The organism is Phenylobacterium sp., from assembly GCF_024508875.1.
Taxonomy (GTDB): Bacteria; Pseudomonadota; Alphaproteobacteria; order Caulobacterales; family Caulobacteraceae; genus Phenylobacterium.
In genome coordinates, this window is record NZ_JANINU010000081.1 from 19,263 (window position 1) to 45,273 (window position 26,011).

Consider the following 26,011-nt stretch of genomic DNA (forward strand, 5'->3'; position numbering starts at 1 on the left):
GCGTGGATCGGCGCCATCCTCGGTGCGCGCAGACGGAGGGGCCATGACGGAGATCCCGCTCGACGACCGCGGCTTCCTGCTGGGGCACGGCCTGTTCGAGACCGTCCTCTGGACCGGTGGGCGGCTCGAGCACTGGGACGACCACCTCGAACGGCTGGAGCGTGGTTGCCGCACGCTGCGCCTGCCGCCGCCCGAACGCGCCGCCGCGCTCGCCGCCGCCCAGGCGGCCGTGGCCGCCGCCAGCGCGCCCAAACGGGGGGCGGTGCGGATCAACTGGACCGCCGGCGCGGGCGGAACAGGCGACCTGGATCCCCCGGCCGAACTGCGCCCCGGCCTCACCGCGATGGCCTGGGCGCTGGGGCCCGCGCCGGGGCCGGCCAAACTGGTCACCGCGCATGTGCGACGCAACGACCGTTCACCGACCTCGCGCCTCAAGTCGCTGTCGTGCCTCGATAATGTGATCGCCCGCGCCGAGGCGTTGGAGAGCGGCGCCGACGAGGCGCTGATGCTGAACACGGCGGGCGAGGTCGCCTGCGCGGCGGCGGCCAACGTCTTCTGGGTGCGTCACGAGGAGGTGTTCACGCCGGACCTGGACTGTGGGGTGCTCGATGGGATCATGCGAAGGCAGGTGATCGCCGCCTGCCACGACCTGGGCCTGCCGGTGCAGGAGGTCTATGCCAACCTGGGCCGCATGGCGGGGGCCCCGATGTTCCTGACGAGCAGCCTGTCCGGCGTCCGGCCCGTGGCCAGCCTGGACGGGCGCGAGCTGCCGACGTCGCCCCTGGTCGCGGCCATCGCCAAGGCGGTCAGTCGAGCTTCGAAATGACCGCCCGCAGCGTCGTGGCCAACTGGTCGATCTGGGCCTCGCTCACGATCAGCGGCGGAGACATCGCCAGGGTGTCGCCGGTGCAGCGCACCAGGATGCCCGCCTCGAACGCCGCCACCATCGCCGCATAGCCGCGCTCGCCGCCCTTGGGCGCGAGGTCGATGCCGGCCATCAGGCCCAGGTTGCGGACGTCGGTCACCAGCGGCAGGTCCTTCAGCCCGTGCACGGCGTCGGCCCAGGCCTCCGCCAGCTCGCCGGCCCGGGTGAACAGCCCCTCGCGGCGGTAGATATCGAGAGTGGCCAGGCCCGCAGCGCAGGCCACGGGGTGGCCCGAATAGGTGTAGCCGTGGAACAGCTCCATCGGAGTCTCCGAACCGTTCACGACGGCGTCGTGCACCGCGCGGCTGGCGAAGACCGCGCCCATTGGCAGGACGCCGTTGGTGATGCCCTTGGCGGTGGTCATCAGGTCGGGCGTGACGCCGAAGTACTGGCCGGCGAACGGCGCCCCGAGCCGCCCGAATCCCGTGATCACCTCGTCGAAGATCAGCAGGATGCCGTGGGCGTCGCAGATCTTCCGCAGGCGCTCGAGATAGCCCTGCGGCGGCGGCAGCACGCCCGCCGACCCGGCCACCGGCTCGACGATCACGGCCGCCAGGGTCTCGGCGCCGTGCAACGCGATCAGCCCCTCCAGGTCGTCGGCCAGTTCGGCGCCGTGCGGCGGCAGTCCGCGCGAAAAGGCGTTGCGGCCAACATCCAGGGTGTGGCGCAGGTGGTCGGCCGGCAGCAACGGATAGACGCGACGGTTGTTCACCAGCCCGCCCGCCGAGATCCCGCCGAAGCCGACGCCGTGATAGCCCTTCTCCCGGCCGATGATCTTGCTGCGCTGCCCCTGGCCGCGGCCCCGGTGGTAGGCGATGGCGATCTTCAGCGCGGTGTCGACCGATTCCGAGCCCGAATTGGTGAAGAACACCCGGTCCAGACCGGCGGGCGCGACCTCCGCCAGCGCGGTGGCGAAGTCGAAGGCGATGGGGTGGCCCATCTGGAACGACGGCGCGTAGTCCAGGGTCATGAGCTGCTGGTTCACCGCCGCGGCGATCTCGGGCCGCGCGTGGCCGGCGTTCACGCACCAGAGCCCGGACGTGCCGTCGAGCACCTCGCGCCCGTCCTCCGACCGGTAGTGCATGCCCTTGGCCGAGACGAGCAGGCGTGGCGCGCTCTTGAACTGGCGGTTGGCCGTGAACGGCATCCAGTAGTGCGAGAGGTCGGGGCGGTTGTCGCGGTCGTAGGCCATCGCGCATGTCCTTCTGCTCGCCTCACGAAAACAGCTTCGCGGGCGTCTCGCTACCCCTGCGCGCCCTGGGGCTTGGGTTCGGCGAAGCCTGGCCCCAGCCGCCGCGCCGGACCGCCCAGCATGCCCGCAAAACCGGCGATGGCCGCCGCCGCGCCGCAGGCCAGGATGGTGTTGGCCGGTCCCAGCGCGTGCAGGACCCACGGCCCGGCGGCGGTGGCGGCCATCATCGACCCGATGATCGTCACCATGCGCAGGCGCAGCACGGCGGCGTAGTCGTCGCTAGCCAGGCGGGTGGCGAAGAAGGTGGTGATCTGCAACGTCGCGACGCTGTTGCCCACGCCCACCAGCGCGGCGGCCGCGGCCAGCCCGGCCACCAGCCAGGCCGTCGGCGCCCCGGCCAGCGCGATGGCGACCGCGCCCATCACCGACAGGCTGACGCCGATCATGACGTAGCCCTGGAAGAGCCTGCGCAGGGGCCGCCTCGCCTCGGCGAGGACCAGCAGCGGGGTGGAGACGATCTCGGCCGTCGCGCCCACGCGCATGACGATCGCCAGTCCCGGCAGGCCGACATCGCCCTGCACGAACAGCAGCGGCACGGCGACGGTGTAGCCCAGGGCATAGCCGCCGCCTCGGATGCCGGTGGCGATCAGCACGCTCCAGACCCCGGGACAGCCGCTGGCCGCCCGGACGCCCCGCGCCAAGCGCCGGAAGATGCCGGGCGCCGCGGCCGGTGGGTGGGCGCCGCTCTCGAGTCGCCGGCCGACCAGCGCCACGGCCAGGGCGGACGCCAGGAAGGTGACCGCGTTGACGGTCAGGAGATGGATCGGCGCTATCACCTTCAGCGCCAGCGCGGCCAGGAAGGGCCCGGCGGCCTGGGCGATCCGGACGGACGAGTCGAAGAGGCCGTTCACCTCTCGCACCCTCCCCGGCGCCACGAGCGGCAGGCTGGACAGGAACACCGGCCGCGCCATCACGCCGATGGCGCTGAGCGCCGTGCTGGAGGCCACCAGCATCGGCAGGCTGAGCCCCCAGGTCAGGCCGGCGACCACGACCAGCCCGGCGCCCGCAGCCGAGACGATCTCGCCGACCACCAGGAACCGCCGCCGCGGGACCATCTCGATCAGCGGCCCGGCCAGCAGGCTCACCGCCAGCATCGCGGCCGCCTGGGCGGTCACCAGCAGGGATGCGTCCGCTCCCGCCATCGTTGCCGCCAGCCAGATCGCGCCGACGCGGAAGAGCTCGCTGCCGATCGCCGACAGCGAGAGGCCGCTCCAGAGGACCCGAACGTCCCGGTCCTTCAACAGCTCGGCATAGGGGTGGGCCATGAGGCCGAATCACGCCGCCGAGTCGCGACGCGTGGGAATGAGCGCCGGCGCCGAAACCGGGATGACAACGGTGGGGCGGGGCAGGATGCTGTGGGCAATGAGCCGGCGCACGAGCGTCGGCCGGGAGGACCTCTCATGCGCTTCGGCGTCTTCTACGAGCACCAGTTGCCCAAGCCGTGGAATCCCGGCGACGAGGCGCGGCTTTTCCACGAAGCGCTCGAACAGGTCCAGCTCGCCGACCGCCTCGGTTACGACTACGCCTGGGAGGTCGAGCACCACTTCCTCGAGGAGTATTCCCACTCCTCGGCGCCGGAGGTGTTTCTGGCCGCCTGCGCGGCGCTGACGAAGACCATCCGCCTGGGCCACGGCATCCGCCAAGTGATCCCGAACTACAACCATCCCGCCCGCACCGCCGAGGCGCTGGGCACGCTGGACATCGTCTCGAACGGGCGGCTCGAATTCGGCATCGGCGAGGGCGCCACCCGGCTGGAGCTGGGCGGCTTCGGCATTCCGGCCAAGGAGAAGCGCGCGCTCGCGCTGGAGGCCGCCGAGCAGATCGCCAACATGATGGCGATGAGCCCCTATCCCGGGTTCGAGGGCGTGGGCTTCTCCATGCCCTGCCGCAACATCGTGCCCAAGCCGGTGCAGACCCCGCATCCGCCGATGTGGATGGCCTGCACCAACCGCGACACCATCAAGGTCGCGGCCGCCAACGGCCTGGGCGCGCTCGCCTTCTCGTTCCTCGATCCGGAAGAGGCCCGCGGGTGGGCCGAGATCTACTACGGCATCATCAAGTCGGATCAGTGCGTGCCGCTGGGCCACAGCGTGAACGCCAACCTGGCCATGGTCTCGAACTTCTCGGTCCACCCCGACCGCGACGAGGCGATCCGGCGGGGGCAGGAAGGTTTCGAGTTCTTCTCCTACGCGGTCAATGCGCTGGTGGCCCACGACGTGCTGCCCGGCCGCTCGAACCTGTTCGCCGACTTCCAGAAAAGCCGCGCGGCCAGCGACGACGAGATCATCGCCGCCCGCAAGGCCGCCCAGGTCAACGCCAGCGGCATCGGCACGCCCGACGACATCCGCGCCCACATCCAGGCGTTCCAGGACGCGGGCGTCGACCAGGTGATCTTCATGCAGCAGGCGGGGCGCAACCGGCACGACCACATCGTGCAGTCGCTGGAGCTGTTCGCCGCCGAGGTCATGCCCGCCTTCAAGGCGGGAGCCGCCGAGCGCGAGGTGAAGAAGGCGGCGGAGCTGGCGCCGTTCGTCGAGGCGGCCATGGCTCGCAAGCGCTGGATGAAGCCGCTGGAGGATCACGAGATCCCCATCGTCCCCGCCTCGCGCGCCAAGGCCCAGATCAACGAGGGCGCGCGCTAGTCCTGGCTTTCGGCGCCCGCCGTATTGCGGCTGGTCTCCAGCGCCGCCAGGGCGCGCACCCGCGCGGCGGCGTGATCGACGATCGGGTTCGGGTAGTCGAGGCCCAGCGTGACGCCGGCGGCCGCGCGCTCGATAGGCGAGGCGGCCCACGGCTCGTGGATGAAGGCGTCGGACAGCCCTGCCAGCTCCGGAACCCAGCGCCGTACATAGGCTCCGTCCGGATCGAACTTCCGCCCCTGGCTGACGGGGTTGAACACGCGGAAATAGGGCGCCGCGTCCGCCCCACTGCCGGCGACCCACTGCCAGCTCGCGGCATTGCTGGCGAGGTCGGCGTCCACCAGCGTGTCCCAGAACCAGGCCTCGCCGGCCTGCCACGGGATCAGCAGGTCCTTCACCAGGAACGAGGCGACGATCATGCGCACCCGGTTGTGCATCCAGCCGGTGCGCCAGAGCTGGCGCATGCCCGCATCGACGATCGGGAACCCCGTCCGTCCGCGCGTCCAGGCGGCCAGCTCGTCCGGCGCGTCCCGCCACGGCATGGCGCCGAACTCCGGCCGCAGGGGCTTGTCGGGCAGGTCCGGGAAGGCGGCGAGCAGGTGCTGCGAGAACTCCCGCCAGGCGATCTCGGACAGGAACGATTCCGCGCCACCGCCCCACGGATCGCCGAAGTCCGCCATGGCCCGGCCAGCGACTGCGCGCCAGATCTGTGCGGGTCCGATCTCGCCGAAGTGCAGGTGGGGCGACAGCCGTGAGGTGCCGTCCCGTCCCGGAATGTCTCGCTGCGTGCGGTATCCTGAGAGGCCGTCGTCCAGGAACCGGGCGAGCTGCGAGGCGGCGCCCGCTTCGCCCGGCCGCCAAGCATCGCGCAAGCCGCCCGCCCAATCCGGGCGGGTCGGTCGTAGGCCCCAATCCGTAAGGTCTTCCGACGTCACCTTGGCTGCAGGCGGGATATGTGCAGGCGCGGCCGCTTCCGGCGGCAGGCGCAGCCGCTCCCTCAGCGCCCGCCAGAACGGCGAGAAAACCCGGTAGGGGCCGCCCGACCCGGTCCTCAATTCCGCCGGATCGTGCAGCAGGCCGCCGCCGCCTTCCCGGCAGCTCGCCCCGGCCGCCTGCAGGCGGTCGCGCACCGACGCGGCCTGCACGAGCGCCCAGGGTTCATAGCGGCGGGTCCAGACCACCTGGCGGGCCCCGACCTCCGCCGCGAGCTGGGCCAGGACCTGGGCCGCCGGGCCCGTCCGGAGAACCAGCCGATTGCCCCGCGCCTCGAAGTCGGCCGCCAGGCTTTCGAGCGAGCCGTGCAGCCACCAGCGCGAGGCGCCGCCCGGCGCGTGGCCGCCCGCATCCTCATCGTCGCGGACATGGACCGGCAGCACGGGCTGCCCCGTGGCCATCGCGGCGGCGACCGCGGGGTTGTCGTGTAGGCGCAGGTCGCGCCGGAGCCAGAGGATGACGGTCAAGAGCGTGGTCCAGGATCAGGGGGACGATGACGTCATGGGCACCCCACCGCTGCGCCCATGTTCACAGTCCTGACGGTCAGCGCGGAGGCGGCGTGAACCCCTCGGGGACGAAGCCGCGCAGCAGCGCCTCCACCGCCACCGACACCGGTCCGGTGATCTGGCGCTTGCCCGACTCCATCTCGAGGATCCGGCTGCCGCCGTGGTTCTCCCCGAACCGCAGCGCCCGGGCGAGGTCGGCCGGCGACCATCCCATGGCCTCGCGCGCCTGGCGCAAATGCTCTCCCGTCTGGATCACCTTGGTCCTCGATCTGGGGGCCGGCGACGAGATCGCCCGGCCGCCGGTTGGCGAAACGTGTCGCCTCCCTACCCCAAAAAGCGGAGCTACGCGCCCTGCAACGTCGCCGCGCGACGGCCGCCAGCCGCGCGCCGCGAAAGCGAAGCCGCTACGATCGATTTCAATGGGGAGAAATTGGCGCGCCCGGAACGATTCGAACGTCCGACCCTCAGATTCGTAGTCTGATGCTCTATCCAGCTGAGCTACGGGCGCGCACTGCCTTGCGGCGAGGGCGCGGAACCTAGTCGGGGGCGGAGGGGAGCGCAAGTCCCCCTCCGACCGATTTTTTTCCAGGGTCCGCCGGGCCGTGTCCGCCCGCCCTAGCGCCGCGGGAAGGGCAGGCCGCCGCCCAGGATGCCCTGGCGCAGGATATCGGCGGCGCTGGGAGCCTTGGGCGGCTGCTGAGGCTGCTGGCCGGGACGCTGGGCGGGCGCGCCCGCGCGGCCGCGGTTGCCGCCGCCCATCATCTCGCCCATGTCCTGGCCGAGGATGCCGCCGGTGGCCGAGCGGTAGCGCACCTTGACGGCCCACTGCTGGTTCCACGCGATCTTGGGATCCTGCGGCCGCGGCGGATAGACGAAGTTCGCCTCGCCGCCGTAGGCCACGAGCTGCAGCATCGCCGAGGGCGCGGCGTCCAGCACCTCCTTCGGCACGGCGCAGGTCTTGGTGGCCGGCCCCATCAGCGTCTTGTTGGCCACCAGGCGGTTGATATCGCCCGGGCTGAGGAAGTCGGGGTTCGAGAACGCCGAGGTCTGCACCTCGGAGGACGACCACATGACGACCGTGTCGTCCTCGCCGCCGCCGCCGATGGCGCTGGCGTAATAGGCCTCGGCGTTGCCCACGAGGTTCCAGCCGAGGTTCACCCAGCCGCCCGGCGCCTTGGAATTCGACGTCAGGTTCAGCGGGGCCAGAAAGTCCTGGTCCTCGTTGAGGGTGAAGTTGATCTCGGGGCTGTAGTTGCCGCGGATGGTGTGCGCGCCGATCAGCGAGCCGCCGGACGGCACCATGTCCCGCGTGTCCTTGTTCGGCCATTCGCCGTAGGTGCGGTTGCGGCTGGGCGACGGCGGCTGCATGGGGCGATAGTCGATGCCGCGGAACAGGTTGGCCGGGTTCTGCTTGCCGTCGGCCATCTTGGCGAAGTCGATCACATAGGGCTGACCGGGGCGGGCGTGCTCGCCGCAGCCCCAGAAGATCAGCATCTTGCCCTTGGGCTTGCGGTACTCCTCGGGGACATAGTCCTGGCGCTCCTCGCGCTGGACCGGCTCGATCTTCGGCGTCAGCAGCGGCAGGCGCGGGCCGACCTCCAGGCCGGACGGCGGCAGGTGGTCGGCCGCCGGGGCGGCGTTGGTCTGGCTGGAGCCGAGGTCGAGGTGCAGCGTCTTCGACGCGCCGCCGCCGCCCATCATCGCGCGCATCATCGCGCCGGCGTCCGGCCGGCCGCCGCCGCCCGCGCCCATCGAAGGCATGCCGAAGCCGGTCTGCGTCTGGGCGCTCATCCAGTAGACGGCGACGGGGCCGGTCACCTTCTGCTGCGCCACGGCGCCGGAGGTGATCGTGACGGTGGCGATAGCGGCGGCGCCGGCGACGAGAGCCAGCTTGCGTCCCAGACCCATTGGGAAATCTCTCCTGAACAAACCCGGCCGAACGCTAGTCCGCGAACGGCCGAAGGGAAATGCGCTTTTCTGCGGAACCGCCCTGCGGATTTGCGACCAAGGCCGCCTTCAGCTCGGCAGGTCCCGCCAGCAGGGGACATACGCGTCCGGCCAAGGCTTGGCTTCAAAAACGCCACGGGCGGTCGCGCGGGCGAGGCAGTCGGCCGCCAGGGCTCCCAGCCGCGCCAGCACATAGTTCTCTGGCTCGGCCAGAGGGCACCGGCCGGTGGAGATCGCGAACACCACGTCCCCGTCGAACGGTGCGTGGACCGGGCGGATGGCGCGGGCGAAGCCGTCCTGGGCCATGACCGCCAGCCGCTTCGCTTGCGCCGGCGTCAGCGCCGCGTCGGTGGCGACGCAGGCGATGGTGGTGTTGCGCTGATCGGCCGGGCGCTTGGCGAGGCCCCAGGCGTCGGGCCCGGCCCGCAAGCCCTCCGGCCCGAGCCCGCCGAATTCCGCGTCGAGCTCAAAGGGCGCCGCCCAGAACGTGCGCCCGCCCGGCGCTACCACCGAGCCCCAACTGTTCACACCCACGATCGCGCCGACCGTGTAGCCGTCGTGAGTCACCGCCGACGCCGAGCCCGTGCCGCCCTTCAGCGTTCCCGCCATTGCGCCGTAGCCGCAGCCCGCCGTGCCCAGTGCGAAATCCGCCGCCGCCGCGGCCACGGCCCGCTTGCCCAGCTCACGGTAGGGCGGGTCCTCGCCCCAGCGCTTGTCGCCGCCGTTCGCCATGTCGAACAGGATGGCGCCCGGGACGACCGGCGACTTCGGGATTCCCTCCACCAGGCCGTAGCCGCGCCCTCGCGCGCCGAGCCAGGCGGTCACGCCGTCGGCGGCCGCCAGGCCGTAGACCGAGCCCCCGGACAGCACCACGGCGTCGACCGCGTCGACCAGATTCTCCGGCGCCAGGGCGTCGGTTTCGCGCGTGCCCGGCGCGCCGCCGCGCACGTCCACCGCGCACACGGCGCGTTCGTCCGGTAGGATCACTGTGACGCCCGTTCGCACGGCCGCGTCCTCCGCCTGCCCAACGGATAGGCCGGGAACGTCGGTGATCAGGTTTCGCGGCCCTGGACCTGGCATCTTTCCGTCCATAGGAGGGACCTCGCACGTCCGGGCGTTTGTTGTCCACGCGGCCCGCCAGCTATGGTCAAGTTCACCTGTTCAGGAGCCGCCCGTTCCGTGAAGTCCCCGCTTTCGCTCGCCGCCCTCGCCATTGCCGCCGCCCTGTCCGCCTGCGCGACCCCGACGACGGCCGCGCAGCCCGCCGCCAAGGCGCCGGCCGGGCCGAAGGCGATGGTCGCCGCCGCCAACCCGTTGGCCGTTGAGGCTGGTCTCAAGGTGCTGCGGGCCGGTGGCACGGCAGTCGACGCCGCCGTGGCCGTGCAGGCCACGCTGGGCCTCGTGGAACCGCAGAGCTCGGGCCTCGGCGGCGGCTCGTTCATGACCTACTACGACGCCAAGACGAAGCAGGTCACCGCCTACAACGGCCGTGAGACGGCGCCGATGGGGGCGACGCCCAAGCTGTTCTACGGCGACGACGGCAAGCCGCTGAACCGGATGACCGCGATCCTCTCCGGCCGCTCCACCGGCGTGCCCGGCGCCATCGCCATGCTGCACCTCGCCCAGTCCCAGCACGGCAAGCTGGCCTGGAAGGACCTCTTCGGCGAGGCAGAGCGCCTGGCCGACGGCGGCTTCCCCGTCCCCGGCCGCATGGCTGCCGCAGCCGCCAGCAAGGCGGGCCAGGCGGCTACGCCCGACGCCATCGCCTATTTCACAAAGCCCGACGGGACGAAGGTCCAGGCGGGCGAGATCATGAAGAACCCGGCCTACGCCGCCACGGTGCGCAAAATCGCCGCCGAGGGGCCGAAGGCGCTGCTCGAGGGTGAAATCGCCCAGGCCATCGTCGACAAGGTGCACGAAGGCGCCCTGCCGGGCACGCTCAGCCTCGCCGACCTCAAGGCCTACAGGCCGAAGTCGGAAGCCGGCCTCTGCCGCCCCTACCGGATCTACATCGTCTGCGTTCCCGGCGCTCCGTCGGGCGGGCCGGCGGTGCTGGAGGGCCTGGGCATCCTCGGTCACACCCCGATCGACAAGCACCGCAACGACGTCGAGGGCTGGTACCTGTTCAGCCAGGCCAGCCGCCTGATGTACGCCGACCGCGACCGCTACATCGGCGACCCGGACTTCGTGAGCGTGCCGGTCGAGGGCCTGCTCGACCCGGCCTACGTCGCCGAACGGGCGAAGCTGATCGGTCCGGCTCCCGCGGCGTCGGTTGCGCCCGGCAAGCCCAAGGGCGCCGGTCCTCGCGCGCCTGACGCGACCCAGGAGGTGCACGGCACCACCCACCTCGTCATCGTCGACCAGTGGGGCAACGTCGTTTCGATGACCACCACCGTCGAAAGCATCTTCGGCTCGGGCCGGATGGTGCACGGCTTCTTCCTGAACAATCAGCTCACCGACTTCTCGTTCACGCCGGAGGAACGTGACGGGGCCCCCGCCGCCAATGCGGTCGCGCCGGGCAAGCGCCCCCGCTCGTCGATGGCTCCGGCCATCGTGCTGGACAAGAACCATCGATTCGTCGCGGCCGTCGGCTCGCCGGGCGGGCCGTCGATCCTGGCCTACAACCTCAAGGCCCTGGTCGGGATGCTGGACTGGAAGCTGCCGGTCCAGGACGCCATCGCCCTGCCCAACATGATCGCCGGCGGCAGCTTCTACGCGGCCGAGGTGGACAAGTTCTCGCCGGAACTTCGCGCGGGGCTGGAAGCCAAGGGCGTCAAGCTGACCGCTGGATTTGGCGCGGAGGGCTCGGGCCTGCATGGGATCGAGATGACGCCGCAGGGCCTGCGGGGCGGCGCGGACCCGCGCCGCGAAGGCGTGGCGAAGGCGCCCTGACGCCGCCGCCGCCGCTCACGCCTCGTCGTCGTCCCAGCCCGCGAGCGCGCCCTCGGGATAGCCGCGCGAGAAGTGCGACGGCCACGGGTAGGCGGGGCGGCCGGAGCCGTCGCGCAGCTTGATTTCCGCGGCCGGACGAATGGGCTTGGCGGGGTTGCCGGCCACCACCATTCCCGGCTCTACATCCCGGGTCACCGAGGAGTGCGCCCCGACCAGGGCGTGCCGGCCCACGGTCACACCGGGCAGGATCACCGACATGGTCGCGATCACCGCATAGTCGCCGATGGTGGGGCCCGTGCAGACCTCGCTGGGCGGCGTGGGATCGTTGGTCAGGACGACGTACGGAAAGATCCACACGAAATCGCCGATCTTCGAGCCCTTGCAGACGTGGACGTTGGAGTGGGTCCGGAAGTAGTCGCCGATCTCCGCGTCGCCCTGCAGGTCGCTCAGCGTGCCGATCTGGGCCTTGCGGCCACAGAAGACCTTTTCCCGCACGGTCACGCGGTGCCCGGTCGTCAGGCCGTCGCCGAACTGCGAACCCTGGTAGAAGACGCTGTGCGAGCGGATGTTCGCGCCCGCGCCGATGACAAGATCCGGCCGCAGCGGGTCGGCGAGGGCAGTAGGCACGCCGATCTCGCAGTGTGACCCGATGGTCGAGCCCGGCCCGATGTGGACGCTCGGGTGGATGATCGTGAAGGCGCCGATGGTCACGCCGTCGCCGATGGAGGCCGCCGGGTCGACGTGCGCGGTCGGGTGGATCTTCATGCGATCGACGCTAGCGCCGCGGTTCATGCGTTGTCGAGGCGCGGCACGCCTGGGCTCTCACGTCGTTCCAAGCCCGAACGGGTTCTAGCCTTCCGCCTTCACCTTCCGCGCCCTGGGCCTCGGCGGAGGCGCGCCGGGGAGCCGCAGTTCGAAGACCGTACCCTGCTCGCCGGTCACCGACAGGCTGAGGTCGCCGCCGTGTCCCTGAGCCAGCTCGCGGGCGATGGCGAGGCCGAGGCCGGTCGAGTCCGGACGCCCCGATCCCGCGAACGGCTGGAACAGGCGCTCGCGAATCCGCGGTGGCACGCCCGGGCCATCGTCGGAGATGCGGATGAGGCTGGCCCCGGCCTGGGCTTCTATGGAGACCTCGACCCGGCCGGGCGCCGTGCGGCCTTCCTGGTGCTCGATCGCCTGGCGAGCGTTGCGCAGCAGGTTGACCAGGATGCGATGTAGCTGGTCGGGATCGGCCATCACCTGGTCCGAGGCCGAGACCTTGGAAACCAGTTTCACGCCGGTCTCGGCCAGGCGCGCCTCGGCCGCGGCTTCCTTGACGGCTTCGGACAGGCTGACCGCCTGGGCCTCGGGCGCGGCTTCCTCGGTCTTGCCGTAGACCAGCACGTCGGCGGCCAGCTTCACGGCCCGGTCCAGCGCGCGCTCCAGGCGGGGCAGGGCCTGGCTGACCTTGGGGTCCTTGGACGCCGCCAGCCGCTCAGAGGCGAGCTGGGCCCCGGTCAGCATGTTCTTCAGGTCGTGGTTGATCTTGGCCACCGCCTCGCCCAGGGCCGCGAGTCGCGCGCGCGAGTTCAGCGCGGCGCGCAAGTCGGCCTGCATGCGGTCCAGCTCGGCCTCGGCGCGGCCGATCTCGTCCCGACGGCCCGAGAGCTGTATGTGCGCCTCGGGGTCCTCCGGGTCCGCGCGGAACCGCTCCATGGCGAAGGTGATCCGCTGCATAGGGCGTACGAGGAACAGGTTCAGTGCGAAATAGACGATCACGCCGGCCAGGGCCGCCACGCCGGCGACGATGGCCACCAGGCGCCACAGGTAGCTGGCCAGGGCGCGTTTCAGCTCGGTGTCCGTGGCGACGAACTCGATGAAGTCGGCCTGGCGGAAGCGCGGTTCGGCCACCACCCGCACGCGCCCGCCATCGCCCAGCAGGGTCTGGAACGGGGCGAAGAGGGCCAGGCCCGTCGCCTTGGGTCTCAGGTCCACGAGGTAGGGCGCCCGGGCCGGCCGCGAGCGGGCGAACACCAGCCGGCGTACGCCCTCGTTCGAAACCGCCACGATCTCGACCCCCGCGCCTTCCAGAAGCTGGGTCTTCAGTTGCTCGGAGACGACGCGGTCGGGCGCCACCTCGGCGGCCAGCGACGCCAGCTCGGCGGCGCGCACCCGGTCCAGCAGCCACTGTTTCTCGTAGGCGGCCATGGCCGGCGGGATCGCCATGGCTCCGCCTAGGGCCGCGAACACCACCGTGAGCACCAGGAGGCGCGCAGAGAGGCCGCCGGGCCAGAAGAGGCGGCGGCGCCGGTTCCGCTCGGGAGCTTCGGTCGGTGCGTCCGCCATCGTCCTTTCGACTTAGTGCAGCGTGGCCGCGGCGGCAACGTAAGGTACGGAAGGCGCAGGCTAACCCGCGCCGACTGCCTCCGCCACAGACGCAAAGCCGTCGGCCCGAAGCCGCGCGGCCAGATCCCGCTTGATGCGCACCACCAGGCCGGGGCCCTCGTACGCCAGCGCCGAATAGAGTTGCACCGCCGAAGCGCCGGCCCGGAGCTTGGCGTAGGCGTCCGCGCCCGATGCGATCCCGCCCGCGCCGATCAGCAGGAAGCGGCCGGCGGCGGCCTGGTGGAAGCGCCGCAGCATCTCGGTGGACATGGCGAGCAGCGGCGCGCCGGAAAGGCCTCCCGTCTCGTCACGGTGACGCGACTTCAGCGGTGGGCGGCTGACAGTGGTGTTCGAGACGATCACGCCGGCCAGGCCATGGGTGGCCACGGTGTCGGAGATCGCCTCGACCTCCCCGTCCTCCAGGTCGGGCGCGACCTTCAGGAACATGGGGACCGCCACGCCCTGAGGCAGCGAATCGGCTGTCGCGACCAGCCGTCCAAGCAGTTCGTCCAGCGCCGCCTTCGTCTGCAGCGCGCGCAGTCCGGGCGTGTTGGGGGAGGAGATGTTGATGGTGAAGTACGACGCCATGCCCCAGAGACGGCGCAGGCCTGCCGTGTAGTCGGCGAGGCGATCGACCGAGTCCTTGTTGGCGCCCAGGTTGGCGCCGACCACGCCGTGGCGTCGGTGGGCCAAGCGGGCTGCGAAAGCTTCCAGGCCCTCGTTATTGAAGCCCATGCGGTTGATCACGGCCCGGTCCTCGGAGAGCCGGAACAGCCGGGGGCGGGGGTTGCCGGCCTGCGGCAGCGGCGTGACCGTGCCGCATTCGGCGAAGCCGAAACCCGCCTTGAGCATGGGCGCGAACACCTCGGCGTTCTTGTCGAAACCCGGGGCGAGGCCGACCGGATTGGGCAGGTCCAGCCCGGCGAGGCGGGTTCGCAGGATTGGGTCGTCCGCCGGCGCGCGCGGGCCGAGGCCTAGCTTGAGCCCCTTCAGCGCCAGGGTGTGCGCATCCTCGGGATCGACGCTGCGCAGGGCGCGCGTCGCCAAGCCATGAAGGTCGGTCATGCGGGCGTCGCCGGAACGCCGTCTTCGCCCAGCGGCGCCTCGTGCACGGCGCGGACGTGAGCGCAGTCGAGGTCGGCGTAGAGGTGCGGGAAGAGATCGCCGCCGCGCGACGGCTCCCACTTGAGCGCGGCGCCCAGGTCGTCGCCCTCGACCTCCAGCACGACGAGGTCGGGCAGGTCCTTGAAATAGCGCCGCGCCGTCTCGGGCGCCTGGGGGGCCGTGGAGAAGTGGATGTAGCCGTCCTGCAGGTCGATCGCCGAGCCCTTGAAGACGCCGAACCGCAGCGCGGCCTCCCATTCGGACCGGGGCAGGATCTTGTAGATGCGCACGGCTCAGCGCTCCGGATAGAACAGGCCGTCGAAGTGGGGCCGGCCGTTAGCGTCGAACAGGAAGACCGCCGCCGCCGCGGTGGGAAAGTTGCGCTGGGCCTTGGCGATGAGGCCGGAGGGCGCCGAGCCTTCCATCAGCAGGCGGACCGTCAGCTCCTGCAGGCCGGGGTTGTGCCCGACGACCATCACCGTCGCGCAGGCCTGTCCCGCGGCCTCGGCGGCGCGGCGGATGGTCCCGGAGTCGGCATGGTAGAGCTGGTCGTCGAACCGTGTCTCGGCGTCTGGGAACGCGACGCCGGCGCTCTCCCAGGTGCCGCGTGTCCGGGCGGCGGGCGAGATCAGCACCACATCGGGGCGGAAGCCCATGTCGGCCAATTGCGCGGCCATCTCGGCCGACTCGCGCATGCCGCGAGGGGCCAGCCGCCGGTCGAAATCGTCGCCGCTGGCGGAATCGGCCTCGGCCTTGCCGTGCCGCAGAAGGATCAGACGATCCATGTAAGCTCCCCAACGCGCCGCGAGCGCGATGCGTCGACTAAGACTGAACGCGGTCCGGATGCAAAACCGCCGACCACTTTTGCTGACCGCGCTCCCCATGTCCTCCATAGCCTAGGTGAGCCTCGCTGCAAGCCATTGACACCGGTGGGGCGAGGCGGTCCAACGCGGCCATGACGGCGCAGGGCCCCATCAAGGCGGGGATCGAGATCGGCGGCGGGACCTGGCGGTTCCCGGCGAGCCAACCTCTGCGCCTGGATTCGGGCGCCAAGCTCGCCCCGCTCGAGATCGCCTACAAGACCTACGGACGGCTCAACGAGGACCGTTCCAACGCCGTCCTCGTCTGTCACGCGCTGACGGGCGACCAGCATCTGGCCTCGACCCACCCGGTCACCGGCAAGCCCGGCTGGTGGGACCGCTTCGTGGGCCCCGGCCTGCCGCTCGACCCCGAGCGCTACTTCATCATCTGCACCAACGTGGTCGGCGGCTGCATGGGCACGACCGGGCCGGCGTCGATCGACCCGGCCACCAAGGCGCCTTACGGCCTGACCTTCCCGGTCATCACCATCGGCGACATGGTGCGCGCCCAGGCGATGCTGATCGAGGCCATGGGCATCGAGACCCTGTTCGCGGCCATCGGCGGATCGATGGGCGGCATGCAGGTGCTGCAGTGGGCGGCCGACTACCCTGAAAAGCTGTTCTCGGCCGTGGTCATCGCCGCCGCCGCGCGCCACTCGGCGCAGAACATCGCGTTCCACGAGGTGGGCCGCCAGGCGATCATGGCCGACCCGAACTGGGTGAACGGCGCCTATCTCACGGCTGGTGTCCGGCCCGAGAAGGGTTTGGCCGTGGCGCGCATGGCCGCGCACATCACCTATCTTTCCGAGGCCGCCCTGCAGCGCAAGTTCGGCCGCGAACTGCAGCGGGACGGCCTGTCGTGGGGCTTCGACGCCGACTTCCAGGTCGAGAGCTACCTGCGTCACCAGGGGACCAGCTTCGTCGATCGCTTCGACGCCAACAGCTACCTCTACATCACCCGCGCGCTCGACTACTTCGACCTCGCCGCCAGCCACGGCGGCGTGCTGGCTGAGGCCTTCACGAGGGCCCGGCACGTGAAGTTCTGCGTGCTCAGCTTCTCGTCGGACTGGCTCTACCCGACGCCCGAGAGCCGCGACATCGTCCGCGCGCTGAACGGCGCCGGCTGCCGCGCCAGCTTCGCCGAGATCCAGACCGACAAGGGCCACGACGCCTTCTTCCTGGACGAGCCGCTGCTGGACCAGACGCTGCGCGGCTTTCTGGCCGCCCAGTCCCACTCGCGGGGCCTCGCTTGAGCGCCATCCGTGAGGACTTCGCCGAGATCCTGAAACTCGTGCGGCCCGGCGCCCGCGTGCTCGACATCGGCTGCGAGGACGGCGAGCTGCTGGAGCTGCTTACGCGGGAGAAAGGCGTCGACGGCCAGGGCCTCGAGATCAGTCCCGAGGGCGTCGCCGCCGGCCTGGCCCGGGGCCTTGCGGTGGTGCAGGGCGATGGCGACCGCGACCTGGACCATTTCCCGAGTCGCGCCTTCGACTACGCGATCCTGTCGAAGACGCTGCAGCAGATGCGCGAGCCCAAGCACGTGCTGTCCGAACTGCTGCGCGTCGCCGACCAGGCTGTCGTCTCGGTGCCGAACTTCGGTCACTGGAAGGTCCGCTGGGCGTTGCTCTCGCGCGGGCGGATGCCCGAGACCGGCGCCTTGCCGGAGCCTTGGTATTCGACGCCGAACATACACCTCTGCACGCTGCGCGACTTCACGGCCCTCTGCGACGAGCTGGGCCTGCGGATCGACGCCTGCGCCGCCCTGTCGGACGGGAAGCCCGCCCGGTCCATCGACCCGCGCCAGCCGATCGAGAACTGGCGCGCCGAGACGGCCCTCTTCCTACTCAGCCGCAAGGCCGATCCCTTGGCTCCGGCCCCGCCGCCGCAGAACCTGTTCGGCGAGATGGAGCTGCCGAAGGCCGAGCCGCCGCCGAAGAAGGGCCGCGGCCGGCGCGCCTGACGCTCACACGGGAATGGCCGTCGTGTACTTCACCTGGCTCAGGGCGAAGTGGGAGGCCGAGGTGGCCACGTCGGGGTGGTTCAGCAATTCGCGCATCAGGAAGCGTTCGTAGTCGGCCACATCGGCCACCACGATCCGCATCAGATAGTCCCACTCGCCCGACATCGAGTAGCACTCGATCACCTCGGCCCGGCCACGGAGGAAGCGTTCGAACGCCTCTCGGCGGTCCAGGGCGTGCGAGCGCATACGAACCTGCAGCATGACGCTCACGCCGCGCCCCACGCGGTCGGCCGCGACCAGGCGCACCGGCCCGTGCAGCACCCCGGCGTCCTCCAGCGCCTTGATCCGTCGCCAGCACGAGGTGGTCGAGGCGCCCACCCGTTCGGCCAGCACGGCGTGGCTGAGGCTGGCGTCGGCCTGGAGCTCGCGCAGGATGCGCCGGTCCACCTCGTCCATCTGGTGAATGTCTTTCAAAATGCGCCTCGATCCTGGAACACGACTTCGGGATCGACGGAACCAAACGGCGGATTGGACGCCTATTCCGCGATCGACGCGTATTATTGTTCCATGGACATGCCGAACGCCATAGCGCCTGCGCCGCCGCCGGGCGCCGCCGCGGACTGGACGATCCCGCAGGACTGGGCGTCCTACACCCTGGCCGAGCATGCCATGTGGGACACGTTGTTCGAGCGCCAGGCCCGCATGCTGCCGGGGCGGGCGAGCCCGGCCTTCCTCGAAGGGCTCGACGTGCTGCGCCTGTCGAAGCCCGGCATTCCCGACTTCGACGAGCTTTCGGAGCGCCTGCACAAGCTGACCGGCTGGCGCGTGGTGGCCGTCCCGGGCCTCGTGCCGGACGAAGATTTCTTCCGCCATCTCGCCAACCGCACCTTCGTCGCCGGCCGGTTCATCCGTCGGCCGGAGCAGATCGACTACCTCCAGGAGCCCGACGTCTTCCACGACGTGTTCGGCCACGTTCCAATGCTCGCGAACCCAGTCTTCGCGGACTACATGCAGGCCTATGGCGAGGGCGGGCTTCGCTCGCTGCAGTACGGGTCGCTGAAGCAGCTTGCACGCCTCTACTGGTACACGGTCGAGTTCGGACTGGTCCGCGAGGGCGGCGAGCTGCGGATCTACGGGGCGGGCATCGTCTCCAGCTTCGGCGAGTCGCGTTTCGCGCTGGAGGATTCCTCTCCGAACCGCATCGGCTTCGACCTGGAGCGGGTGATGCGGACCGACTACCGCATCGACGATTACCAGCAGACCTACTTCGTCATCGACAGCTACGAGGACCTGCTGCGCCGGACGCTGGAGACCGACTTCGCGCCGCTGTACGCGCGGCTGGCCCGGGCGAAGGACCTGAGCACCGACGCCGTGCTGCCGTCCGACACCGTCTATACCCTCGGCGACCAGGCCTACGCCCGGTCGCGGAAGGCCGGCGCCCCGGCAACCTGAGCGGCGCCCAAAGGTCGGCGCCCCAAAGTCGGCGCCCCTGCGTCAGGATCGGCGCGATAGCCGTTGCGAAGCGGCCGCGGATGTCCAAGAACTTGCGCCCAAAGCCAAGCCAGGACGCGAGGAAGACGCCCATGAAGACCCGCATCACCGAACTCTTCGGCATCGAGCACCCGATCATTCAGGGGGGGATGCACTTCGTGGGCCTCGCCGAGATGGCGGCGGCCGTGTCCAACGCCGGTGGCCTCGGCATCATCACGGGCCTGACCCAGCGGACGCCCGAGCTGCTGTCGAAGGAGATCGCCCGCTGCCGGGAGATGACGGACAAGCCGTTCGGCGTGAACCTCACCTTCCTGCCGTCGATCACGCCGCCGGACTATCCTGGCTATGTGAAGGCGATCATCGACGGGGGCGTGAAGGCGGTGGAGACCGCCGGCAACAACCCGCAGAAGTGGCTGCCGGCCCTGAAGGAGGCCGGGATCAAGGTGATCCACAAGTGCACCTCGGTCCGCCACTCGCTGAAGGCCGAGGCCATCGGCTGCGACGCGGTCAGCGTCGACGGCTTCGAGTGCGGCGGCCATCCGGGCGAGGACGACGTGCCCAACTGGATCCTGCTGCCCCGCGCGGCCGAGGAACTGAAGATCCCGTTCGTCGCCTCGGGCGGCGTGGCCAACGGCAAGCAGCTCGCCGCCGCGCTCTGCCTGGGCGCCGAGGGCGTCAACATGGGCACGCGCTTCATCGCCACGAAGGAAGCGCCGGTGCATGAGAACGTGAAGCAGGCGATCCTGGCCGCCAGCGAGTTGGACACGCGCCTGGTCATGCGCCCGCTGCGCAACACCGAGCGCGTGCTCAACAACGCCGCCGTCGAGCGCCTGCTCGAGAAGGAGAAGGCCCTCGGCGCCAATCTCAAGTTCGAGGACATCATCGCCGAGGTGGGCGGGGTCTATCCGCGCATCATGCAGGAAGGCGAGATGGACGCCGGCGCCTGGTCGTGCGGCATGGTGGTGGGCCTGATCCACGACATCCCGACCTGCAAGGACCTGGTCGACGGCATCATGGCCGAGGCCGAAGCGATCATCAGGAAGCGCCTGCCGGCGTTCCTCTAGACCGCGCGAGGCGGCGGGCGCTGTCACGGCCCCGTCGCTTTTCCGCACAGTCTTGAAAGCTCAGCGCCATCCGTGAAAGCGGGCGGCCCTGCGCGCCCCCAACTCCTTCCTCATTGAAGCCCGGGGCAACCGGGGAAGGAGAAAAGCATGAAGTCTCTCACTCTGGCGGCGGTGGCCGCCGCGACCACCTTTGCCGCCGGCGCCGCCGCGGCGCAGGATGCGGGCTGGTACGTTCAGGGGAACGCCGGCGCGTCCTTCGAAAGCCGCCTCGACGCCACGCCTGACCGCAAGGGCGACACGGGCTGGGCCGTCAGCGGCGCGGTGGGCCGCGAGTTCTCGAACAACCTGCGGGCCGAGGCGGAGATCGCTTACCTGCAAGGCGACAACAAGGGCGCCGTCCCGGGCAAGACCTCGACGGTCGGCGGCTTCGTCAACGGCTACTACGACTTCAACCGTGGCGGCGCCTGGCAGCCGTTCGTGGGCGCCGGCCTGGGCCTGGCCCAGGTGAAGTCGCGCGGCGACGACGACACCGGCTTCGCCTACCAGTTCAAGGCCGGCGTGGCGCACCCGTTCAACGACCGACTGACCGGCGAAATCGCCTATCGCTACCTCGGTGTGACGGATGTCAAAGCGGGCGTCGGCCCGACGCGCTTTGATGGCGACTACCACACCAACGCGGTGACGGTGGGCTTCCGCTACAAGCTCGGCCTCTAGTGGTCCCCCTACTGAGGCCCTAACTCCGGCGCTCCGCTCCCACCCCCACATCCGGGCGGGGCGCCGGTACTTCTTCAAGCCCGCCGCGCGCCGGAGCCCCGCTCCGGCGCGCTTCGCGTTTCAGGAGGCTGCCAGCGGCAGGAGGGGAGGCTCCAGGCTGCGGCGATAGCTGGACGGGGTGGCTCCGAACGCCGCCCGGAAGGCCGAAGACATGTGCGCGTGGCTGGAGAAGCCATAGCGGACGGCCAGGTTCGAGAGCGGGACATCGGTCTCCGCCAGTGCGCGCCGCACCTCCTCCAGGCGGCGGGACAGGACGAACCGGTGCGGCGGCTCGCCGACGGCGGCCTGGAAGGCGCGGGTGAAATGGGCGCGGCTGAGACCTGCCTCGGCCGCGAGTTCGGCGACCTGCAGGGGACGGTCGAGGTTCGCGTCGATGAAGGCGGTGAGCCGGCGCAGCTTGCCGGGCGTCAGCGGGGCCGCGACTGCGATGGTCGCCGGTGGAGAGGCCAATACGGCGGCGGCGCGCACCAGCAGGCTCTGCGTCAGGGCTTCGACGTAGCGGACGTCCGCAGCGTCCTCCTCGCGAAGCACGCGCCGCAGCTCCTGCGCCAGCAGCCGAACGCCGGGATCGGACGCGCCCTTCGGGGTCTCGCCCAATCTACCCAGGTCGACGTCGCGCGCTCCGTCGTACGCCACGGCCAGCACCTCCATCGGCTCGGGGTGGTGGATCTCCAGCTCGGTGCCCGGCCTCAGCAGCGCGAACGCGCCCGGCCGGCAGCCTTGCTCGGCCACGGCCCGCGGCGCCTCGAAGACATAAAGCAGCACTGGCCGGTCGCCGGTGTACGACAGGTCGAAGGCCACGGCCGCCTGGTGCCGGACCCGGACGGATCCTGCGCGGACGGTGAGAACGGGATGGCCGCCCCAGGCGCCGCGCAACGCTGGCGCCGATCGGGCGAAGGGGATCACTTCTCTGGAAGACACGCTCGAACTCTCGGGCGCTAGATGGGGTCTCGCTACGGCAAGGCCAGTGGCCCGAAGGCCACAGCCTGGGTAGAAGCGTTGCGCGCTTCGCAGGAGCTAGCCCTGACCCGTCCCGCCACCGCCTCGCAAGACGCCGACGTCATCGTCGTGGGCGCTGGCTCGGCGGGCTGCGTGCTGGCCAACCGGCTGTCGGCCGATCCCGCGCGCCGCGTGCTGGTGCTGGAGGCGGGCGGCAAGGACGACTGGATCTGGTTCCACATCCCGGTGGGCTACCTGTTCTCCATCGGCAACCCGCGCGCCGACTGGATGTTCGAGACCGACCCGATTCCCGGACTGGCGGGCCGCAGCCTGCGCTATCCGCGCGGCAAGGTGATCGGCGGCTGCTCTGCCATCAACGCCATGATCTACATGCGCGGTCAGGCGGCGGACTATGACGGCTGGCGTCAGATGGGCCTGGCCGGCTGGGGCTGGGACGAGGTGCTGCCGCTTTTCCTCGCCCAGGAGGACCACGTCGCTCCGCCCAACGAGCACCACCGGCAGGGCGGGGCCTGGCGGGTGGAGCACCCGCGGATGCGCTGGCGCGTGCTGGACGCCTTCGCCGAGGCGGCCGAGATGGCGGGCGTCGCGCGGGTCGCCGACTTCAACACCGGCGACAACGCCGGCAGCGGCTATTTCCAGGTGAACCAGAAGGCGGGCCTGCGGTGGAGCGCGGCGCGGGGGTTCCTGAAGCCGGCCCTCGGACGGCCGAACCTGCGGCTGGAGACCGGCGCGCACGTGGAGCGGCTGCTCATCGAGGACGGCCGCTGCGTGGGCGTGCGCTGGAGCCGGGACGGCGAGACCTTCGAAAGCCGCGCGCGCGACGGGGTGGTCGTGGCGACCGGGGCGGTCGGCACGCCGCAGCTACTCGAACTGTCCGGCGTTGGCGACGGCGAGCGGCTCGCGGCCCTCGGCGTCGAGACCCTGCGCCACCTGCCCGGCGTCGGCGAGAACCTGCAGGACCACCTGCAGATCCGGCCGATCTACGAGGTCTCGGGCGTGCCGACCATGAACGCCCTCTACAAGTCGTGGTGGCGCCGGCCGCTCATGGCGCTGGAATACGCCGCGCGCCGCACGGGCCCCATGTCGATGGCCCCGTCGCAGATGGGCGCCTTCGCCCGCTCCTCACCGGACTACGCGACGCCCAACCTGCAGTTCCACGTCCAGCCGCTCTCGCTGGAAAAGTTCGGCGACCCCCTGCACGCCTTCCCGGCCATCACCATCAGCGTCTGCAACCTGCGCCCCACCAGCCGGGGCGGCGTCCACGCGACGAGCCCGGACAGCCGCGCGGCGCCTTCGATCCAGCCGAATTATCTCGCGACGGCGGAGGACCAACGGGTCGCCGTGGAGTCCCTAAGGCTGGTGCGGAGGATCGCCGATCAGGCGCCGTTGAAGGCCTATGGCGCACGGGAGCGCGCGCCCAGCGCCGCTGCCCTGACCGACGAGGATATCCTGGCCTCGGCCCGCCAGCTTGGCACGACCATCTTCCACCCCGCGGGCACGGCGAAGATGGGGCTGGCCACGGATCCCCAGGCGGTGGTCGACGCCCGCCTGCGCGTCAGGGGAATCGAGGGGTTGCGCATCGCCGACGCTTCGGTGATGCCGACCATCACCTCCGGAAACACCAACTCGCCCACCATGATGATCGCCGAGAAGGCCGCGCGGATGATCGCCGAGGACGGGCGGGTCTAGCCGCTGCCGCGCGTTCTCTTCCCGCGCGGTTAGCGAGGATCCGCAGGTGCTCTCCCTCTGGGCGAACTCGCGAAGCGAGAGGGGGTTTCAGCCGGAGCTTCGCCACTCGCGCGAAATCTACGCCCGCCCGGCGGCCGGCCCCTAGATTTCGCCTCGGGCGGCGATCGTGAGGCGCACCAGTTCGGAGAGGCTGTCGGCGCCCATCTTCATCATCAGGTTGGCCCGATAGGCCTCGACGGTCCGTGGGCTGATGCCGAGGTCGCGGGCCACCTCCTTGTTGGAGAGGCCCTGGACCACCCCATCCAGCACCTCCCGCTCGCGCGCCGAGAGCGCGGCCAGGCGCTGGAGAGCCTCGCTGCGCAGGCTGTCGCGGCCGGTCCGCGCCTCCAGTTGCGTCATTGCCTCGCGCACGGATGCGACCACCGCTTCCGCTGCATAGGGCTTCTCGATGAGGTCGAGCGCCCCGTTCTTCAGCGCCTCGACCGCCATGGCGACGTCCGCTTCGCCGGTCAGGACGATGACGGGAAAGCGGTCGAGGCGATCCTGGAGCCGCCGCAGCAGGTCCAGTCCGCTGATCTGCGGCATGCAGACGTCCGTGACGACGCATCCGGCCGGCGCGTGTTCGATGATCTCCAGGAACGCATACGCGGATGCATAGGCGGTGACGGCGAAACCGGCCGCTCCAAGCACGGTCGTCAAAGATTCACGGACCGCCTCGTCGTCGTCGATGACGTGCACGGCCCCCATGCGCGCCATCACACTATGCCCCCGGTCGCGACGTATCGCTCATCCACCAAGCCAATGACACGGCCCCACCTTGTCAACTCAAGCCAAGGTAACCATAGCTGCAGGCTTCGGAATAACAATCCCAGATTGCTATAGCGTTGTTTCTCGACGCGCGGTCGAAGACCCTCAGTAGACGACCACCGTTCGAATACTTTCGCCGGCATGCATCAGGTCAAAGGCTTCGTTGATGCGGTCCAGCGGAAGCTTGTGGGTGATCATCGGGTCGATCTGGATTTTGCCCTCCATGTACCAGTCGACGATCTTCGGCGTGTCGGTGCGGCCGCGGGCGCCGCCGAACGCCGTGCCTTTCCACACCCGGCCCGTGACGAGCTGGAAGGGACGGGTGGCGATCTCCTTCCCGGCCTCGGCCACGCCGATGATGATGCTTTCGCCCCAGCCGCGGTGACACGCCTCCAGGGCCTGGCGCATCACGGTCGTGTTGCCGGTGGCGTCAAAGGTATAGTCGGCGCCGCCGCCTGTCAGTTCGACGAGATGGGCCACCAGATCGCCGGAAATCTGGGTCGGATTGACGAAATGGGTCATGCCGAAGCGTCGGCCCCATTCCTCCCGGGCCGGGTTGAGGTCGACGCCTACGATCATGCCGGCGCCCACCAGCTTCAGGCCCTGGATCACGTTCAGGCCGATGCCGCCGAGGCCGAAGACCACGCAGTTGGCGCCGGCCTCGACGTCTGCCGTGTTGACCACCGCGCCCACGCCCGTGGTCACGCCGCAGCCGACGTAGCACGCGGTCTCGAAGGGGGCGTCCTTGCGGATCTTCGCCACCGCGATCTCGGGCAGGACCGTGTAGTTCGAGAACGTCGAGCAGCCCATGTAGTGGTAGACGGTCTGGCCCTTGTAGGAAAACCGGCTGGTCCCGTCGGGCATCAGGCCCTTACCCTGGGTCGCGCGGATCGCCGTGCAGAGGTTGGTCTTGCGGGAGAGGCAGCTTTTGCACTGCCGGCATTCGGGCGTGTAGAGCGGGATCACGTGGTCGCCCACCGCGACGCTGGTGACGCCCGGCCCGACCTCGACCACCACGCCCGCGCCCTCGTGCCCGAGGATCGAGGGGAAGATGCCTTCCGAGTCCAGGCCGTCCAGGGTGTAGGCGTCGGTGTGGCAGACGCCCGTCGCCTTGATCTCCACCAGCACCTCGCCGGCGCGCGGGCCTTCCAGGTCCAGCTCGACGATCTCCAGCGGCTTCTTCGCCTCGAACGCCACGGCGGCCCGCGTCTTCATCGCTTTTTCCCTCGACTCGTTGAGCGGCGGGCAGCATCCCGGAAGCCCGCCCCGATGGAAAGGCGATAGCGTATGAGCGATCCGAAATCCCCCGCCCTGGACGCTCGCGTCGGGGAATTGCTGGCGCAGCTCACGCTTGAGGAGAAGGTCCGCCTGCTGGCCGGCGCCAGCGCCTTCGCCCTCCACGGCGTCGACCGCCTCGGGATCCCGGCGATCAGCATGACCGACGGGCCGACGGGTGTCCGCTCGATCCGTGGCCAGCCCGCGACGGTTTTCCCGGTCGGCGTCGCGGTCGCGGCGAGCTGGAGCGTCGATACGGCCGCGGAGGTCGCGGCGGCGACAGGCCGCGAGGCCCGCGCCATGGGTGAACAGGTCGTTCTGGCGCCCACCGTCAACATCATGCGCACGCCCACGTGGGGACGGACCTTCGAGACCTATTCCGAAGACCCGTACCTGGCCGGCATGATCGGCGTCGCCTACGTGCAGGGCCTCCAGGAGGAGGGCGTCGGCGCCTCGCTCAAGCACTACGCCGCCAACAACCAGGAACTGGAGCGCTTCCGCGTCGACGC

General features: G+C 70.5%; 25 protein-coding genes and 1 tRNA gene. 10 read left to right on the forward strand and 16 right to left on the reverse strand.

The window, feature by feature from the left end:
- Positions 1-43 precede the first annotated feature (43 nt).
- On the forward strand, positions 44-826 hold the full coding sequence (locus tag Q0L11_RS07445; protein ID WP_296596389.1) for an aminotransferase class IV: 783 nt from the start codon (positions 44-46) through the stop codon (positions 824-826).
- Here Q0L11_RS07445 and Q0L11_RS07450 read toward each other — a convergent pair.
- Positions 807-2,117, reverse strand: coding sequence for an aspartate aminotransferase family protein (locus Q0L11_RS07450; protein ID WP_296596391.1), 1,311 nt, complete (start codon positions 2,115-2,117; stop codon positions 807-809). The genes Q0L11_RS07445 and Q0L11_RS07450 overlap by 20 nt on opposite strands.
- Positions 2,118-2,167: 50 nt before the next feature.
- The gene (locus tag Q0L11_RS07455) at positions 2,168-3,442 is read right to left on the reverse strand and encodes an MFS transporter (protein ID WP_296596393.1); all 1,275 of its coding nucleotides are present in this window, start codon (positions 3,440-3,442) and stop codon (positions 2,168-2,170) included.
- A gap of 135 nt (positions 3,443-3,577) precedes the next feature.
- Between Q0L11_RS07455 and Q0L11_RS07460 the strand changes: the two genes are divergently transcribed.
- Positions 3,578-4,819: an LLM class flavin-dependent oxidoreductase gene (locus tag Q0L11_RS07460; protein WP_296596395.1), complete on the forward strand. Its 1,242-nt coding sequence runs from the start codon at positions 3,578-3,580 to the stop codon at positions 4,817-4,819.
- Here the strand turns inward: Q0L11_RS07460 and Q0L11_RS07465 are convergent.
- The 5 genes from Q0L11_RS07465 to Q0L11_RS07485 all read right to left on the reverse strand — a co-directional run bounded on the left by Q0L11_RS07465 (position 4,816) and on the right by Q0L11_RS07485 (position 9,342).
- Positions 4,816-6,276 (reverse strand): deoxyribodipyrimidine photo-lyase, encoded by a 1,461-nt coding sequence (locus tag Q0L11_RS07465; RefSeq protein WP_296596397.1) that lies wholly within the window; start codon positions 6,274-6,276, stop codon positions 4,816-4,818. The genes Q0L11_RS07460 and Q0L11_RS07465 overlap by 4 nt on opposite strands.
- A 76-nt stretch (positions 6,277-6,352) precedes the next feature.
- Positions 6,353-6,571, reverse strand: coding sequence for a helix-turn-helix transcriptional regulator (locus Q0L11_RS07470; RefSeq protein ID WP_296596399.1), 219 nt, complete (start codon positions 6,569-6,571; stop codon positions 6,353-6,355).
- Positions 6,572-6,746: 175 nt separating this feature from the next.
- Positions 6,747-6,823 (reverse strand) — tRNA-Arg (locus tag Q0L11_RS07475).
- Positions 6,824-6,930: 107 nt separating this feature from the next.
- On the reverse strand, positions 6,931-8,223 hold the full coding sequence (locus Q0L11_RS07480) for a hypothetical protein (RefSeq protein WP_296596400.1): 1,293 nt from the start codon (positions 8,221-8,223) through the stop codon (positions 6,931-6,933).
- A 108-nt stretch (positions 8,224-8,331) separates the two neighbouring features.
- Positions 8,332-9,342 (reverse strand): P1 family peptidase, encoded by a 1,011-nt coding sequence (locus Q0L11_RS07485; protein ID WP_296596401.1) that lies wholly within the window; start codon positions 9,340-9,342, stop codon positions 8,332-8,334.
- Positions 9,343-9,474: 132 nt separating this feature from the next.
- Between Q0L11_RS07485 and Q0L11_RS07490 the strand changes: the two genes are divergently transcribed.
- Positions 9,475-11,154, forward strand: coding sequence for a gamma-glutamyltransferase family protein (locus tag Q0L11_RS07490; RefSeq protein ID WP_296596426.1), 1,680 nt, complete (start codon positions 9,475-9,477; stop codon positions 11,152-11,154).
- A gap of 15 nt (positions 11,155-11,169) precedes the next feature.
- On the opposite strand, the gene Q0L11_RS07495 is transcribed toward Q0L11_RS07490, so the two are convergent.
- The 5 genes from Q0L11_RS07495 to Q0L11_RS07515 are packed head-to-tail and all read right to left on the reverse strand — an operon-like array spanning position 11,170 to position 15,407.
- On the reverse strand, positions 11,170-11,946 hold the full coding sequence (locus tag Q0L11_RS07495; RefSeq protein WP_296596402.1) for an acyltransferase: 777 nt from the start codon (positions 11,944-11,946) through the stop codon (positions 11,170-11,172).
- A gap of 57 nt (positions 11,947-12,003) precedes the next feature.
- On the reverse strand, positions 12,004-13,479 hold the full coding sequence (locus tag Q0L11_RS07500; protein WP_296596404.1) for a HAMP domain-containing sensor histidine kinase: 1,476 nt from the start codon (positions 13,477-13,479) through the stop codon (positions 12,004-12,006).
- 60 nt (positions 13,480-13,539) lie between these two features.
- Positions 13,540-14,583 carry a quinone-dependent dihydroorotate dehydrogenase gene (locus Q0L11_RS07505; protein ID WP_296596405.1) on the reverse strand — a complete coding sequence of 348 codons (1,044 nt, stop codon included), beginning with the start codon at positions 14,581-14,583 and terminating at the stop codon, positions 13,540-13,542.
- Positions 14,580-14,912: a DUF952 domain-containing protein gene (locus Q0L11_RS07510; RefSeq protein ID WP_296596407.1), complete on the reverse strand. Its 333-nt coding sequence runs from the start codon at positions 14,910-14,912 to the stop codon at positions 14,580-14,582. The genes Q0L11_RS07505 and Q0L11_RS07510 overlap by 4 nt, the downstream gene beginning before the upstream one ends.
- A 3-nt stretch (positions 14,913-14,915) precedes the next feature.
- On the reverse strand, positions 14,916-15,407 hold the full coding sequence (locus Q0L11_RS07515; RefSeq protein ID WP_296596408.1) for a histidine phosphatase family protein: 492 nt from the start codon (positions 15,405-15,407) through the stop codon (positions 14,916-14,918).
- A gap of 170 nt (positions 15,408-15,577) precedes the next feature.
- On the opposite strand from Q0L11_RS07515, the gene Q0L11_RS07520 reads away from it, so the two are divergent.
- Complete coding sequence (locus tag Q0L11_RS07520; protein WP_296596410.1) at positions 15,578-16,735, forward strand: homoserine O-acetyltransferase; 1,158 nt, start codon at positions 15,578-15,580, stop codon at positions 16,733-16,735.
- Positions 16,732-17,442, forward strand: coding sequence for a methionine biosynthesis protein MetW (gene metW, locus Q0L11_RS07525; RefSeq protein WP_296596412.1), 711 nt, complete (start codon positions 16,732-16,734; stop codon positions 17,440-17,442). The genes Q0L11_RS07520 and metW overlap by 4 nt, the downstream gene beginning before the upstream one ends.
- A gap of 3 nt (positions 17,443-17,445) precedes the next feature.
- On the opposite strand, the gene Q0L11_RS07530 is transcribed toward metW, so the two are convergent.
- Complete coding sequence (locus Q0L11_RS07530) at positions 17,446-17,916, reverse strand: Lrp/AsnC family transcriptional regulator (RefSeq protein ID WP_296596414.1); 471 nt, start codon at positions 17,914-17,916, stop codon at positions 17,446-17,448.
- Positions 17,917-18,015: 99 nt separating this feature from the next.
- On the opposite strand from Q0L11_RS07530, the gene phhA reads away from it, so the two are divergent.
- The 3 genes from phhA to Q0L11_RS07545 all read left to right on the forward strand — a co-directional run bounded on the left by phhA (position 18,016) and on the right by Q0L11_RS07545 (position 20,711).
- Positions 18,016-18,894: a phenylalanine 4-monooxygenase gene (phhA, locus tag Q0L11_RS07535; RefSeq protein WP_296596427.1), complete on the forward strand. Its 879-nt coding sequence runs from the start codon at positions 18,016-18,018 to the stop codon at positions 18,892-18,894.
- 131 nt (positions 18,895-19,025) lie between these two features.
- Entirely contained in the window at positions 19,026-19,997 is a 972-nt protein-coding gene (locus Q0L11_RS07540) for a nitronate monooxygenase family protein (RefSeq protein ID WP_296596415.1), read from the forward strand.
- Between the two features lie 147 nt (positions 19,998-20,144).
- Positions 20,145-20,711 (forward strand): outer membrane beta-barrel protein, encoded by a 567-nt coding sequence (locus Q0L11_RS07545; RefSeq protein ID WP_296596417.1) that lies wholly within the window; start codon positions 20,145-20,147, stop codon positions 20,709-20,711.
- 120 nt (positions 20,712-20,831) lie between these two features.
- On the opposite strand, the gene Q0L11_RS07550 is transcribed toward Q0L11_RS07545, so the two are convergent.
- A complete protein-coding gene (locus tag Q0L11_RS07550; RefSeq protein ID WP_296596418.1) occupies positions 20,832-21,692 on the reverse strand; it encodes an AraC family transcriptional regulator in 861 nt (286 codons plus the stop codon).
- A 78-nt stretch (positions 21,693-21,770) separates the two neighbouring features.
- On the opposite strand from Q0L11_RS07550, the gene Q0L11_RS07555 reads away from it, so the two are divergent.
- Positions 21,771-23,420 (forward strand): GMC family oxidoreductase, encoded by a 1,650-nt coding sequence (locus Q0L11_RS07555; protein ID WP_296596420.1) that lies wholly within the window; start codon positions 21,771-21,773, stop codon positions 23,418-23,420.
- A 141-nt stretch (positions 23,421-23,561) separates the two neighbouring features.
- On the opposite strand, the gene fixJ is transcribed toward Q0L11_RS07555, so the two are convergent.
- Positions 23,562-24,176, reverse strand: coding sequence for a response regulator FixJ (fixJ, locus tag Q0L11_RS07560; protein WP_296596421.1), 615 nt, complete (start codon positions 24,174-24,176; stop codon positions 23,562-23,564).
- A 156-nt stretch (positions 24,177-24,332) separates the two neighbouring features.
- Complete coding sequence (locus Q0L11_RS07565; protein ID WP_296596423.1) at positions 24,333-25,442, reverse strand: S-(hydroxymethyl)glutathione dehydrogenase/class III alcohol dehydrogenase; 1,110 nt, start codon at positions 25,440-25,442, stop codon at positions 24,333-24,335.
- A 72-nt stretch (positions 25,443-25,514) separates the two neighbouring features.
- Between Q0L11_RS07565 and Q0L11_RS07570 the strand changes: the two genes are divergently transcribed.
- The coding region (locus Q0L11_RS07570) for a glycoside hydrolase family 3 N-terminal domain-containing protein (RefSeq protein WP_296596424.1) at positions 25,515-26,011 on the forward strand (497 nt) is incomplete at its 3' end.

Coding starts and splice junctions, on each gene's coding strand:
- Q0L11_RS07445 (WP_296596389.1), top strand. CDS start 44: ATGACGGAGATCCCGCTCGACGACCGCGGCTTCCTGCTGGGGCACGGC.
- Q0L11_RS07450 (WP_296596391.1), bottom strand. CDS start 2,117: ATGGCCTACGACCGCGACAACCGCCCCGACCTCTCGCACTACTGGATG.
- Q0L11_RS07455 (WP_296596393.1), bottom strand. CDS start 3,442: ATGGCCCACCCCTATGCCGAGCTGTTGAAGGACCGGGACGTTCGGGTC.
- Q0L11_RS07460 (WP_296596395.1), top strand. CDS start 3,578: ATGCGCTTCGGCGTCTTCTACGAGCACCAGTTGCCCAAGCCGTGGAAT.
- Q0L11_RS07480 (WP_296596400.1), bottom strand. CDS start 8,223: ATGGGTCTGGGACGCAAGCTGGCTCTCGTCGCCGGCGCCGCCGCTATC.
- Q0L11_RS07485 (WP_296596401.1), bottom strand. CDS start 9,342: ATGCCAGGTCCAGGGCCGCGAAACCTGATCACCGACGTTCCCGGCCTA.
- Q0L11_RS07495 (WP_296596402.1), bottom strand. CDS start 11,946: ATGAACCGCGGCGCTAGCGTCGATCGCATGAAGATCCACCCGACCGCG.
- Q0L11_RS07500 (WP_296596404.1), bottom strand. CDS start 13,479: ATGGCGGACGCACCGACCGAAGCTCCCGAGCGGAACCGGCGCCGCCGC.
- Q0L11_RS07505 (WP_296596405.1), bottom strand. CDS start 14,583: ATGACCGACCTTCATGGCTTGGCGACGCGCGCCCTGCGCAGCGTCGAT.
- Q0L11_RS07515 (WP_296596408.1), bottom strand. CDS start 15,407: ATGGATCGTCTGATCCTTCTGCGGCACGGCAAGGCCGAGGCCGATTCC.
- Q0L11_RS07520 (WP_296596410.1), top strand. CDS start 15,578: ATGACGGCGCAGGGCCCCATCAAGGCGGGGATCGAGATCGGCGGCGGG.
- phhA (WP_296596427.1), top strand. CDS start 18,016: ATGCCGAACGCCATAGCGCCTGCGCCGCCGCCGGGCGCCGCCGCGGAC.
- Q0L11_RS07540 (WP_296596415.1), top strand. CDS start 19,026: ATGAAGACCCGCATCACCGAACTCTTCGGCATCGAGCACCCGATCATT.
- Q0L11_RS07545 (WP_296596417.1), top strand. CDS start 20,145: ATGAAGTCTCTCACTCTGGCGGCGGTGGCCGCCGCGACCACCTTTGCC.
- fixJ (WP_296596421.1), bottom strand. CDS start 24,176: ATGGCGCGCATGGGGGCCGTGCACGTCATCGACGACGACGAGGCGGTC.
- Q0L11_RS07565 (WP_296596423.1), bottom strand. CDS start 25,442: ATGAAGACGCGGGCCGCCGTGGCGTTCGAGGCGAAGAAGCCGCTGGAG.